General features: G+C 71.8%; 9 protein-coding genes. 4 read left to right on the top strand and 5 right to left on the bottom strand.

The window, feature by feature from the left end; genetic code table 11:
- Window positions 1-8 precede the first annotated feature (8 nt).
- Complete coding sequence (locus tag ACBJ59_RS41720) at window positions 9-2,057, top strand: APC family permease (RefSeq protein WP_375115635.1); 2,049 nt, start codon at window positions 9-11, stop codon at window positions 2,055-2,057.
- On the opposite strand, the gene ACBJ59_RS41715 is transcribed toward ACBJ59_RS41720, so the two are convergent.
- Entirely contained in the window at window positions 2,058-3,698 is a 1,641-nt protein-coding gene (locus ACBJ59_RS41715; protein WP_375115634.1) for an alpha/beta hydrolase, read from the bottom strand.
- Between the two features lie 85 nt (window positions 3,699-3,783).
- Between ACBJ59_RS41715 and ACBJ59_RS41710 the strand changes: the two genes are divergently transcribed.
- The 3 genes from ACBJ59_RS41710 (at window position 3,784) to ACBJ59_RS41700 (ending at window position 7,268) form a co-directional block, all read left to right on the top strand.
- Window positions 3,784-5,013, top strand: coding sequence for a class I SAM-dependent RNA methyltransferase (locus tag ACBJ59_RS41710; RefSeq protein WP_375115672.1), 1,230 nt, complete (start codon window positions 3,784-3,786; stop codon window positions 5,011-5,013).
- A 702-nt stretch (window positions 5,014-5,715) separates the two neighbouring features.
- Window positions 5,716-6,192, top strand: a complete 477-nt coding sequence (locus ACBJ59_RS41705) for a DUF3307 domain-containing protein (protein ID WP_375115633.1) — start codon at window positions 5,716-5,718, stop codon at window positions 6,190-6,192.
- 206 nt (window positions 6,193-6,398) lie between these two features.
- Window positions 6,399-7,268 (top strand): CAP domain-containing protein, encoded by an 870-nt coding sequence (locus ACBJ59_RS41700; RefSeq protein ID WP_375115632.1) that lies wholly within the window; start codon window positions 6,399-6,401, stop codon window positions 7,266-7,268.
- Window positions 7,269-7,278: 10 nt separating this feature from the next.
- On the opposite strand, the gene mug is transcribed toward ACBJ59_RS41700, so the two are convergent.
- The 4 genes from mug to ACBJ59_RS41680 are packed head-to-tail and all read right to left on the bottom strand — an operon-like array spanning window position 7,279 to window position 13,202.
- On the bottom strand, window positions 7,279-7,773 hold the full coding sequence (gene mug / locus ACBJ59_RS41695) for a G/U mismatch-specific DNA glycosylase (protein WP_375115631.1): 495 nt from the start codon (window positions 7,771-7,773) through the stop codon (window positions 7,279-7,281).
- A 10-nt stretch (window positions 7,774-7,783) separates the two neighbouring features.
- On the bottom strand, window positions 7,784-9,184 hold the full coding sequence (locus tag ACBJ59_RS41690; RefSeq protein WP_375115630.1) for a sugar porter family MFS transporter: 1,401 nt from the start codon (window positions 9,182-9,184) through the stop codon (window positions 7,784-7,786).
- 57 nt (window positions 9,185-9,241) lie between these two features.
- Window positions 9,242-11,701 carry a polynucleotide kinase-phosphatase gene (locus tag ACBJ59_RS41685; RefSeq protein ID WP_375115629.1) on the bottom strand — a complete coding sequence of 820 codons (2,460 nt, stop codon included), beginning with the start codon at window positions 11,699-11,701 and terminating at the stop codon, window positions 9,242-9,244.
- Window positions 11,685-13,202: a 3' terminal RNA ribose 2'-O-methyltransferase Hen1 gene (locus tag ACBJ59_RS41680; protein WP_375115628.1), complete on the bottom strand. Its 1,518-nt coding sequence runs from the start codon at window positions 13,200-13,202 to the stop codon at window positions 11,685-11,687. Before ACBJ59_RS41680 ends, ACBJ59_RS41685 begins: the two co-directional genes overlap by 17 nt.
- Between the last annotated feature and the right edge of the window lie 20 nt (window positions 13,203-13,222).

The following is a 13,222-nucleotide window of genomic DNA, read 5'->3' as shown; positions in this document are numbered from 1 at the left end:
CTCGTTACGTGGCGAAGGTAACGGATCTTGTCAAACGTTTGCTCGTGGGGCGCGCCCTGCGTAGCGGGCAGCTCCACGAGCAACTACTCCCCAAACGGATCGCACTCCCCGTGTTCGCGAGCGACGCGTTGTCCTCCGTCGCGTACGCCCCCCAGGAGATTCTGGTCATCCTGTCGCTGGCCGGCGTCTCCTTCTACTCTTTCAGCCCCTGGGTCGCGATCGCCGTCGTGGTCGTGATGCTCACGGTCGTGGCGTCGTACCGGCAGAACGTCCACGCCTACCCCAGCGGCGGCGGCGACTACGAGGTCGCCACCACCAACCTCGGCAAGAACGCCGGGCTGACCGTGGCCAGCGCCCTCATGGTCGACTACGTGCTGACCGTCGCGGTGTCCGTCGCCAACGGCGTCGACTACGTCGGCGCCACGATCCCGTTCGTGGGGCAGCACAAGCCCGCCGTCGCCATCGTCATCGTCATCCTGCTCACCGTGGTCAACCTGCGCGGCATCCGCGAGTCCGGCGCCGCCTTCGCCGTTCCCACGTACGCGTTCATGATCGCCGTTCTGAGCCTGATCGCCTGGGGCGGGTTCCGGCTGCTGGTGCTGGGGGAGGCGATCGAGGCGCCGAGCGCCCACTTCAGCATCGAGCCCGAGCAGACCAACCTCACCGCCTTCGCCGCGGCCTTCCTGGTCCTGCGCGCGTTCTCCTCCGGCTGCGCCGCCCTGACCGGTGTCGAGGCCATCAGCAACGGCGTGCCCGCGTTCCGGAAGCCCAAGAGCAAGAACGCGGCCACCACGCTGCTGATGATGGGCCTGGTCGCGATCACCATGTTCGGCGGCATCATCGCCCTCGGCCTGGCCTCCGGGGTGAAGGTGGCCGAGCCGTCGGTGGTCGCCGAGGACCTGCTCAGGCCGGACGGCACGCCCGTCGGCCCCGGCTACTACCAGCAGCCGATCATCTCCCAGGTGGCGGACGCGGTGTTCGGGGGCGGGTCGCTGCCGTTCGTGATCATCTCCGCGGTGACGGCGCTGATCCTGTTCCTGGCGGCCAACACGGCCTTCAACGGCTTCCCGGTGCTCGGCTCGATCCTGGCGCAGGACCGTTACCTGCCGCGCCAGCTGCACACCCGCGGCGACCGCCTGGCCTTCTCCAACGGCATCGTCATCCTGGCGCTGGGCGCGTGCCTGCTGCTGTGGGGGTTCCAGGCGGACGTCAGCCGCCTGCTGAACCTGTACATCGTCGGCGTCTTCGTCTCCTTCACCCTCAGCCAGACCGGCATGGTCATCCACTGGACCCGCCACCTGAAGACCGAGACCGACCCCAAGATCCGCCACCAGATGCACCGCTCGCGCGTGATCAACTTCTTCGGCGGCGTCATGACGGGGCTGGTGCTGATCGTCGTGCTGCTGACGAAGTTCCTGGTGGGCGCGTGGATCGTGGTGATCGCGATGCCGATCCTGTTCCTCATGATGAAGGGCATCCGGCGCCACTACGACAACGTGGCGGCCGAGCTGGAGATCACCGAGGACTACGAGCCGGCCATGCTGCCCGCCCGCAACCACTCGATCGTGCTGGTCTCGAAGATCCACAAGCCGACCATGCGCGCCCTCGCGTACGCCCGCGCCACCCGCCCCTCCACGCTGGAGGCCGTCACCGTCGGCGTCGAGGGCGAGGAGGCGCGCAAGCTGCAGGAGGAGTGGGAGCGGCGGGGCATCCCGGTGCCGCTGAAGATGCTCGACTCGCCCTACCGCGAGATCACGCAGCCCATCCTCGACTACGTCAAGACGCTGCGCAGGCGCTCGCCGCGCGACGTGGTGACCGTGTTCATCCCCGAGTACGTGGTCGGCCACTGGTGGGAGCACCTGCTGCACAACCAGAGCGCGCTGCGGCTGAAGGCGCGGCTGCTGTTCAAGTCGGGTGTCATGGTGACCAGCGTGCCGTGGCAGCTGCACTCCTCCGACCGCCTGCAGGGCAGGCCGGAGCCGTTCGCGCCCGGGTCGGTGCGGCGTCCGTGGCACAAGACGGTCAAGGACCAGGAGAGCCGGATCAGGGCCCGCTGATCAGGGCCCGCTGATCAGGGCGCGCAGCTGCCCCGTGTCGCGCGTGTCCCAGCCCGGCGGCGCGGCGACGGCGGCCCAGCCGTCCACGATGTTGGCGCCGTACCGGTGGCCGTGCCCGGGCGGCACGTCCAGCGCGGCCGTCATGTCCACCAGCACCTGCCAGAACGTCACCAGCGGGAACCAGTTCATCTGCGGGTTCACGCCGGGCCCCCGCGCGCCCTCCAGCCACGCCGGCCTGCGGTAGATCAGCCGGGGCGACCACCACACGACCGGGTCGGAGGCGTTCTGCAGGTAGACCACGCGCGGGCGCGGCCACGGGGCGCGCGGTGGCCGGCCCAGGTCGGCCGGCAGCTGGGCGAACCTGGCCGTCCGGCCCGAGCGGTAGACGGGCCGCCACACGGGGCTGCCGCGCTCGCGCGCGCTGGTGAGGTGGTACCAGATGTGGTTGGCGTTGGGCGGGCCCACGAACACCGCCCCGTCCGCCCTGGACACCAGGTCGGACAGGTTGCGGAAGGCCCCCTCCAGCGCGTACGAGCCCAGGCTCTCGCCCGACAGCAGCAGCCGCGGCCGCTCCCCGGCGGGCAGCCGGGCCCACCGCTCGCGCACGGCCTCGAACAGCGCCCGCCCCGAGGCCGCCGCCTTATCCCTGTCGACCAGGAAGGACACCCAGCTCGGCAGGTACGAGTACTGCAGCGCGACCATGGCGGAGCGGCCGTTGTACATGTACTCCAGGGCGTCGGCGATGTGCGGGTCCACCCAGCCGGTGCCCGTGGTGCCGAGCACGGCCAGCACGGGCCGGCCGAACGCGCCGGTGCGCTCCAGCTCGCGCACCGCCAGCGCCGCCTGGGCCCGCGGCGAGGAGGTGCTGTCAAGTCCGATGTAAACCCGGATCGGCTCGGCGGCGGGCTCCCCGGAGAAGGCGGCCAGCCGGGCCGGGGTGGCGGCGGTGCCGGTGAAGCGGCGGCCCTCCCGGCCCAGCGACTCCCAGCTCACGAGCGAGCCGGGCCCGCCCGACACGAACGCCGACACGGGCTTGCGCACGCCCGGATGGGTGCCCTCGTTGGCGACCGACGAGATGTCGCTCACCCTGGCCACGAACCCGTTGAACAGCACGTCGTTGGCCACCACCGCGACCAGCAGGCCGATGACGAACACGCCGAAGGCGTGGCCCACGTACGCGGGGACGTACCGGTCCAGCCAGGCGTTCAGCCGGCGGCCCCCGAGGCGTACGAGCCGGGCGGCCAGCAGCGCCGCCGCGAGGAGCCCGCAGGTCAGCGCCAGGATCACCGGCGGGAACCAGGTGATGCGCGTGTCGACCCCCATCAGCGCCCGCAGGTCGCGCTGCCAGTCGAGGCTGTACCAGAGCGCCACCACCGCGAGCGCGGCGCAGCCGCCGAGCATGACCTGCCAGGCGATCCGCCGCCCCCGCTCCGGCAGCCGGTACGACATCACCGACCGCCCCAGCGCCCCCAGCGAGGCGCCCACCGCGTAGCCCAGGATGCCCGTGACCGCCCCCATCACCCCCTGGTACAGCCACGTGCGGGGCAGCAGCGACGGCGTCAGCGACGCGCACGCGAACAGCGTGCCCAGCAGCGTCCCGCCGAAGCCGAGCCGCCGCCGCACCACCCGCGACCTGTCCACGATCACCTAGAGTAATGGAAGAAGTCGGATAAGTAGTCATCCCGGCTGGGCATAGGGTGTCCTTGTGGAACAGGTATCTCTCGAGCTGACGGTAGGTCCGGTCGCCCATGGCGGCTGGTGTGTGGCGCGCCATGAAGGGCGCGTGGTGTTCGTACGGCATGCCTTGCCGGGCGAGCGGGTCATCGCCGACGTGACCGAGGAGACCACCCGCTTCCTGCGGGCCGACGCCGTGGAGATCCTGGAGGCCTCGCCCGACCGCGTCGTGCCGCCCTGCCAGTACGCCGGGCCGGGGCGCTGCGGCGGCTGCGACTGGCAGCACGCCACCCCGGAGGCGCAGCGGCGGCTCAAGGCCCAGGTCGTGGCCGAGCAGCTGCACCGGCTCGCCGGCATCGAGCGCGAGGTCGTGGTGGAGGAGGTGCCGGGGGCCAAGGACGGGCTCGGCTGGCGGACCCGGGTGCAGTTCGCCGCCACGTCCGCTGGCGAGCTGGGCTTCCGCAGGCACCGCTCGCACGACATCGAGATCGTGGACGCCTGCCTGATCGCCCACCCGGAGGTGGAGGCCGTCGCGGTGGAGAGCCACCTGTGGCCGGGGGCCTCCGGCGTCGAGGTCATCGCCTCGTCCGGCGGCGACCGGGCCGTGGTGGTCGCGCCCCGGCCCCGGCGCAGCGTCACCGTGCCCGACCTGGAGGCGCCCGCCTCGATCCTGCTCGACCAGGGCAAGGGCCGCACCGTGCCGCGGCGCGGATCCGGCGTGCTGCACGAGCAGGTGGGCGACCGGGAGTTCCGGGTGGCGGGCAGCGGCTTCTGGCAGGTGCACCCGGGGGCGGCGGAGACGCTGGTGGACGCGGTGCTGGCGTACGCGGCCCCGGAGCCGGGGGAGTGGGCCCTCGACCTCTACTGCGGCGTCGGCCTGTTCGCGGCCGGGCTGGCCGAGGCCGTGGGCCCCGAGGGGGCGGTGTTCGGGCTGGAGTCGGAGGCGGCGGCCGTCCGCGACGCGCGGGCCAACCTGCGTGACCTGCCGCAGGCCAGGGTGGAGCGGGGGCGCGTGGAGGAGGCGCTCGACCGCTTCCAGATCGAGCGGGCCGACATCGTGGTGGTGGACCCGCCGCGGGCCGGGCTGGGGCGCGAGGTCGTGGACCGGATCGCCGCGCTGGACGCGCTGCGCATCGTGTACGTCTCCTGCGACCCCGCCACGCTCGCCCGCGACCTGGCCTGGCTGCGCGAGCGCGGCTACACGCTGTCCGACCTGCGGGCCTTCGACGCCTTCCCGATGACCCACCACGTGGAGTGCGTGGCGCTGCTGGTCAAGGCGTAGCCCATGCCTCTGGCAGGCGCCTCCGGGATCTTAGACACGATCATGAAAGCGCCCCGCCGCCCGAACCGGGCCGCGGGGCGCTGCGCGCTCCTCATCGTCGGGCGGCTCCGGCCCCGCGAACGATCCCAGGTTCGGCCGGGCGTAGATCGACCCTCATCCCTCGCACAGTGACCCTGGCGATCACGAACTCATCCTTGATCGCGGTGATCTCGCGGCCGGGCGGCCCGAGCACCCGGCCGAGTGACCGCCATGCCGGAGGTATCTACGCCATGGCTCGGACGATCTGGGACGAGCTGACCGAGGAACGCTCACGCCGGCACCGCCCGGCGGCCCGGCCGGGCGGGGCCCTATACGGACCTGGATGAGAGGCCCGCGCACCATGAACGGATTAGAGCCACCCGACCGCCCGGCGCCGGGCCGCCGCGTGGGCGGACGACGGGATCGGACCGCCGCCCGTGCCTGCGTCTTCCGTACGGTGTTCGTACGTCGGGTGCTCCTCTTCCAGTCACACGCAGTTCAGCAGCTCATTGGCCGCTCCATATCCGTACGGGAAATCCCCGCCGCGCAGAACGAGAAGTGGCTACCGGACTACGAGGCGCTCGAAGCACGCTCGGAGCGCAAGCGGTCGTGGTGCGAGAAGACCGTCACCGACGCCCGCCGAGCGGTCTTCGGTACGGACACGCGTACGAGAGAGGCAGCAGCATGACCGGGATCACCATTCTCAGGGCCGTCACCTTCGCGGCGGTCTTCGTGGCCCTCCTCGTCGCGCACAGCGTGGGCGACCACTGGGCCCAGACCAACCACCAGGCCCGTCACAAGGCGGCGCCCGGCCGGGCCGGCCGACTGGCCTGCCTGCGCCACGTCGCCACCCTGACCCTGACCAAGCTCGGCGCCCTGGGCGCGATGCTGCTCGTCACCGGCCTGAGGCCGTCCCCGCTGTACGTCGCGGCCGGGCTGCTGGTGGACGCGGCCTCGCACTACTGGGCGGACCGCAGGTCCACGCTCGCGTGGCTGGCGGAGAGGGTCGGCAAGGGCGAGTTCTTCCGGATGGGGCTGCCCCGGCCGGGCCATGACGACGCCCCGCACCTCGGCACCGGCCGGTACGCCCTGGACCAGTCCTGGCACCACGCCTGGCTGTTCGTCGCCGCCCTCGTCATCGCGGCAGGTGCGAACGGATGAACCGGGCCAGGCGGCCCGCCCAGCCTGTTCGTTTCCGGCGTGCTGCGGGGGTTTCGGTCACCCGTGACGACCTGCGCAGACGCCCCAGCGGCCACTCTGGTTTACTCCCGCTTTAAGGAAATGTGCCGATTTTGATGACAAATCGGTATCGGTCCCGACAGAATGCGGTGCCATCCAGCGTCTACCGCAACTGGAGGAAAACCCCTATGCGTAGACCCCTTGGGGTACTCGCCGCAGCCGTAAGCCTGGCAGCGATCGCCACGCCCGTAAGCGTGGCCGAGGCCGCCGCGGCGTCGGAAGCGGCGGCTGAGGCGGCCAGGTGCCGCGTCAGCGTGGCCAAGCCGCGCGTCAGCGACACGCTCAAGATCCAGTCCTCGGCAGCCCGCCGCGGCTGCTCCGGCTCGGCGCTGCTTCGCATCCGCATCAAGCGCGCCGTCCCGGGCGCCGACCCGGTCGTCAAGAGCGGCGCCACCAGGAACGGCCGCATCACCCTCGCGCTCCCCTGCGAGCCGGGCACCTATTACGCGGTGGCCACCGACTACCGCGGCCGCACCGCCAGGTCCAGGGCCGCCAGGCTCACCTGCACCCCGGGCAGCGGCACCCCGACCCCCACCCCCACTCCCACCCCCACGTCGCCGTCCCCCACCTCCACCCCCACCACGCCGCCCCCCGCGAACGGCACCGTGAGCTCGGCCGAGGAGAACGAGGTCGTCAGGCTGACCAACGCCGAGCGCGCCAAGGGCGGCTGTCAGCCGCTCAAGCACGACGCTCAGCTGAACGCCGCGGCGCGCGGCCACTCCGCCGACATGGCGGCGAAGAACTACTTCAGCCACGACTCCCAGGACGGCCGCAGCTTCATGGACCGCATCAGGGCGGCCGGCTTCACCGGCGGCTCCGGCTGGGCCGAGAACATCGCGGCCGGGCAGACGAGCCCCGCCTCGGTGGTGCAGGCGTGGATGAACAGCTCCGGGCACCGGGCCAACATCATGAACTGCAAGTACACGCTCATCGGGGTGGGCGCGGCGAAGAACTCCTCCGGCAAGATCTACTGGACGCAGGACTTCGCCGCGAAGTGACGCACCGGAGCTAGAGGGACGCGCGCAGGCGGCCGAGCTCGCCGGCGATGCCGGCCAGGCTCCAGTGGGCGTTCAGCCCGCTGGGATTGGGCAGCACCCAGACCCTGGCCCCGCCGACGAGCTCCTCCCTCGGGCCGATGACCGCCTTGGGCCGGGCGAAGGCCGTGCGGTAGGCGGAGACGCCCAGCACGGCCAGCACCCGGGGGCCGATCCCGGCCACCCTGGCGGCCAGTGCCGTCCCGCCCGCCACCAGCTCCTCCCGGGTCAGCTCCGAGGCCTTGGCGCTGGCCCGCGGCACGATGTTGGTGATGCCCAGCCCGTACGAGGGCAGCAGGTGCTGCTCGGCGGGCGCCAGCAGGCGGGGCGTGAAGCCGGACAGGTGCAACGCCGGCCAGAACCGGTTGCCCGGCCGGGCGAAGTGGTGTCCGGTGGCCTCGGACAGGAGACCGGGGTTGATGCCGCAGAACAGCACGTCGAGCGAGGGACCGAGGACGTCTTCGAGCACGTGCCGGAGATTAGCCCATGTCCTCGAGTTTGCGGCCCTTGGTCTCCCTGACCCACTTGGTCACGAAGAGGAACGACAGGAGGGCGAAGAGGGCGTACATGGCGTACGTGAGCGGCAGGTTCCAATCCGCCAGGGCCGGGAACGACACCGTGATCGCCCAGTTGGCGATCCACTGGGCCGCCGCGGCGACGCCCAGGGCGGCGGCGCGGATGCGGTTGGGGAACATCTCCCCGAGCAGCACCCAGACCACCACGCCCCACGACAGCGCGAAGAACAGCACGAACAGGTTGGCCCCGATGAGCGCGATCGCGCCCTGCGGGTCCGGCAGGGAGACCGCCGCGCCCTCGCCCCTGGCGAAGCTGAACGCCCACGCCGCGGTGGCCAGCGCGATCGCCATCCCGGCCGAGCCGATCAGGAGCAGCGGCCGGCGCCCGATCTTGTCCACCAGCGAGATCGCGATGAACGTGCCGACGATGTTGATGATCGAGCTGGAGAAGCTGATCAGCAGGGAGTCGCTCTGGTTGATGCCGACCGACTGCCACAACACGGACGAGTAGTAGAAGATCACGTTGATGCCGACGAACTGCTGGAAGACCGACAGCACGATGCCGATCCACACGATCGGCAGCAGGCCCAGCGCGCTGCCGCGCAGGTCCCGCAGCCCCGGCACGCGCTCGGTGCGCAGCACGCGCTGGATCTCCGAGATGCGGCTGTCGAGGTCCACGTCGTCGCCCTCGACCTCGGCCAGCACCTCGCGCGCCCGGCTGGTGCGGCCCGACATGATCAGATAGCGCGGCGACTCGGGGATGTTCAGCGCGAACAGCAGGTAGAAGACGGCCGGCACGACGCAGGCGCCCAGCATCCACTGCCACGCCTGCAGCAGCCACAGGTGGTTGTTGACGTTGTCGCCGGCCAGCCGCACGATCACGTAGTTGACGAGCTGCGAGACCGCGATCCCGAGCACGATGGCCAGCTGCTGGAACGACCCCAGCCGCCCCCGGTAGGCGGGCGGGGCCACCTCGGCGATGTACGCGGGGCCGAGCACCGACGCCATGCCGATGGCGAAGCCCGCGATCACCCGCCAGAGCGCCAGGTCCCAGATCGCGAACGGCAACATCTGCCCGATCGAGCTGACCGCGAACAGCAGCGCCGCGACCTGCATCGACCGCGTACGCCCCAACCGGTCGGCCAGGCCACCCCCCACCCAGGCGCCCAGGGCCGAGCCCAGCAGCGCGATGGCCACCACGAAGCCGATCTCGACCGGACCCACCTGGAAGTGCTTCTGGATCCCGACCACCGCGCCGTTGATGACGGAGCTGTCGTACCCGAACAGGAACCCGCCGATGGCCGCGGCGGCCGTGATGAACACGACGTGGCCCAAATGCTCATGATGGGTGTATTGAGTAGCCATGCCGGACCTTCCCCCGAATGGTCGGGGAACTACCCGCTGATCACCCTTGTATGCCCATCAGAGCCGCGGGTCGACGGGCTCCGATTCCAGCGCGAGCACGGCGAACACCGGCTCGTGCACCCGCCAGCCCGCCTCGCCCTCCGCCAGCCGCGACAGCGCCTCCAGACCGAGGACGTACTCGCGCAACGCCATCGAGCGCTTCTTGCCGAGGAAGCGCCGGCGCAGCACGTCGAGCGACTCGGTGTAGTCGGGGCCGTAGATGATGCGCAGGTATTCGCGCCCGCGCACCTTGACCCCCGGCTGCACCCGGCCCGGCGCGTACGCGGCCGGCTTGACCACCATGCCCTCGCCGCCGGCCGCCGTCATCGACTCCCACCAGGCCGTCGCCTCGGCCCTGGACCCGGGAGAGTCCAGCGTGACGAAGACGTGCCGGGTGCGGGTGATCAGCGGCGAGTCCAGCAGCTCCAGCGTGGACAGGTGCCAGGCGTGCGGCTCCAGCGCCGTGGCCCGCCCCTCGCAGGCCAGGATCTGGAACGGCGCGACCCGGATCCCCTCCAGGCCGTCGACCGGCCAGCAGTAGCGTGCGTAAGCGTCGCGGAACAGGGCAGCGTTGTCGAGGCGGCGTCGGGTGCGGTCCAGCAGATCGCCCACACCCAGCCCGCGCCCGGCCGCCGCCTCAAGTGCCGAGACCGCCTCGGGCAGCGCGGCGCGGGCGGCCGCCCCGACGGAGGCGTACTGCGACCTGATGAGCTCGCCGGCCTTCGCCGACCAGGGCAGCAGCTCGCAGTCGAGCACCACCCAGTCGGAGCCGAGCTCGGCCCAGAGCGGCTCGCACGCCGCGCGCAGCCGGTCGACCAGCGGCGCGGTGTCGGCGAAGAACGGCCGCCCGGTACGCGTGTAGATCGCGCCCGCGCTCCCGTCGTCCACCCCGAACCTGGCCGCGGCCACCTCGGGCGTCCTGGCCAGCACGGCCACGGCCCGCGAGCCCATGTGCTTCTCCTCGCACACGACCTCGCGCACCCCGGCGGCGGCGAACTCCTCGAACGCCTCGTGCGGGTGCTCCAGGTAGCCGTCGAGCTTGGAGGTCTCCGGCGGGGCCATGGTCGGCGGCAGGTAGACCAGCCAGCGCGGGTCCATCGCGAACCGGCTCATGACCTCCAGCGCGGCGGCGGCGTTCTGCTCCATGACCTTGACCCGGGAGCCGAACCTGGTCTCGACGTGCCGGGTGCCGATCACGTCGCCGATGTCGAGCATGCCGGGGTCGCGGCCCGTGGCGGACAGCGGCTTGGCCGGCTCGTACCAGACCTTCTCGGCCGGGACCTGGACGATCTGCCGCTCCGGGTAGCGCAGCGCGGTCAGGTGACCGCCGAACACGGCGCCGGTGTCGAGGCAGATCGTGTTGTTGACCCACTCCGGCCGGGTGGTCGGGGTGTGGCCGTAGACGACCATGGCGCGGCCGCGGTATTCGTCGGCCCAGGGGTAGCGCACCGGCAGGCCGTACTCGTCGGTCTCGCCGGTGGTGTCGCCGTACAGGGCGAACGCGCGTACGCGGCCGGAGGCGCGGCCGTGGTAGGCCTCCTTCAGGCCCGCGTGCGCGACGACCAGCCGGCCGCCGTCCAGCCGGTAGTGGCTGAGCAGCCCGTCCATGAACACCCTGGCCCGCTCCACGAACTCGGGCGGCTGCGCGGCGAGCTGGTCGAGCGACTCCTGCAGGCCGTGCGTGGCCTTGACCTGGCGGCCGTTGAGCGCGCGCACCAGCTTCTGCTCGTGGTTGCCGGCCACGCAGATCGCGGTGCCCGCCTCGACCATGTCCATGACCAGGCGCAGCACGCCCGGCGTGTCCGGGCCGCGGTCCACCAGGTCGCCGACGAACACCGCGGTGCGGCCCTCGGGGTGGCGCAGGCCCTGCCAGCCGAGCTCGCGCAGCAGCGTCTCCAGCTCGGAGCGGCAGCCGTGCACGTCGCCGATGATGTCGAACGGGCCGGTCAGCTCGGTCTTGTCGGACCACGCCTTCTCGTACGTGATGACGGCCTGGTCGACCTCCTCCAGGCCGCGCAGCACGTGCACCCGCCGGAAGCCGTCGTTGGAGATCTTGCCGAGCGAGCGGCGCAGGTCCTTGCGCTGCCGGATCACCACGCCGGGACCGAAGGCGCGGTCGGGGCGGGTGGCGTTGCGCTCGATGGCCACCTCCTCCGGCACGTCGAGGACGATCGCGTCGGCCAGCACGTTGTGCTTCCTGGCCAGGTCGATGAGGCTCTTGCGGGCGGCGTACTGGACGTTGGTGGCGTCGACCACGGTGAGCAGGCCCCTGGCCAGGCGCACGCCGACGATGTGGTGCAGCAGGTCGAAGGCCGCCGGGGTGGCCGCCTGGTCGTTCTCGTCGTCGGAGACCAGGCCGCGGCAGAAGTCGGAGGAGATGACCTGGGTGGGCTTGAAGTGCCTGCTCGCGAACGTCGACTTGCCGCTGCCGGACACGCCGACGAGCACCACGAGGGAGAGCTCAGGAACGCTGATCACGGGTGAACACTCCCATCTGGGTGGGCGGGCCGACTTCGGGGTCGTCGTCGCCGACCGGCTCGACGGCGACCTGGTAGCCGAACTGGCCGGCCACCCGCCGCGCCCAGGCGGCGAACTCGGCGCGGGTCCACTCGAAGCGGTGGTCGGGGTGGCGCAGGCCGGTCAGGAACTCGTAGCGGACGTTGTGCTCGATGTTGGGGGTGGTGACGAGCACGTGCCGGGGCCGGGCGCGGTCGAACACGACGCGTTCGAGCGCGGCCAGGCGGGGCGGGTCGACGTGCTCGATCACCTCCATGAGGACGGCGGCGTCGTAGCCGGCCAGGCGCTTGTCGGCGTACGTCAGCGCGCCCTGGAACAGGGTGAGCCGGGCGCGCTTGGCGTCGGGCATGCGCTCCAGGCGCAGCTTGCGGGCGGCGATGGTGAGCGCCATCGAGGAGACGTCCATGCCGCCGACCCTGGTGAAGCGGGGCCTGGTCAGCAGCGCGCCGACCAGCTCGCCCTGGCCGCAGCCGAGGTCGATCACGCTGGCCGCGCCGAGCTGCTCCAGCTTGGCCAGCACGGCCTCGCGCCGCCGGACGTTGAGCGCCTTCGGCTTGGGCGACTCACCCTGCCCGGGAATCCCCGGCCCAGGAACCTCCTGCGCCTGGCCCTCCTGCGCCTGGCCCTCCTGGGCTTCGGCCTCCGCGGCGGCGGCCTCGTCGGCGGCGGTCACGTCCGCGGGGGCCTCCTCCTCGACCGCGGGCTCCAGCCGCTCCTCGGTCTCGTCGCCCAGCTCGGCCAGCCGGGCCAGCGCGGTGCGTGCCAGGGCCCAGCGCCGCCCCAGGTAGCGCCGGGTGATCAGGCCGCGCTCGGGATGGCCGTGCAGCCAGCCCTCACCGGCCCTGATCAGCTTGTCCACCTCGTCGGGCGCGATCCAGTAGTGCTTGCCGTCGTCGAGCACGGGCAGCAGGACGTACAGGTGGTTGAGCGCGTCCTGCAGGCGGGTGGTCCCGCGCAGGGTGAGCCCGACATAGCGGGAATCACCCCAGTCGGGGAAACCCTCGTCCAGCGGCACCGGCCGCGCGTCCACCTCCCAGCCGAGCGGCTCGAACAACCGCCGCGCCAGCTCGGGACCGCCCCGGCAGGGCAGCGCGGGCAGGCGCAGCTCCAGCGGCAGCGGCGTGCCGGGCAGCTCGGGACGGGCCTTGCAGCGGCCCGCCCGCGCGGTGCGGAACACGTCGGCCAGCGCCACGGCCAGCAGCGAGGAGGCCGCGTAGGGCCGGTCGTTGACGTACTGGGAGAGGCTGAAGTCGGGCGAGTTCTTGCCGCGCGACCTGACCAGCGCGATCGGGTCCACCTGAAGCATGAGCGCCGCCGTGCAGCGCGCGTCGCCCGCCTCGGGGTAGAACACCGTGGCCGTCCCGAACGACTGGCTGAACTCCTGCACCCGCTCTGGATGCTTGTGCAGGAGAAAGCCCAGGTCTGTGGCGGGCCAGGCGGTGGTGGAGATCGTCAGCAGCACCCCCCAAGTCTGCCGTAACC

Source organism: Nonomuraea sp. MTCD27 (assembly GCF_041950495.1).
In the GTDB taxonomy this organism is placed as follows: Bacteria; Actinomycetota; Actinomycetes; order Streptosporangiales; family Streptosporangiaceae; genus Nonomuraea.
Note: the sequence above shows the minus strand (reverse complement) of the source record. Positions and strands in the feature narration are given on the sequence as shown.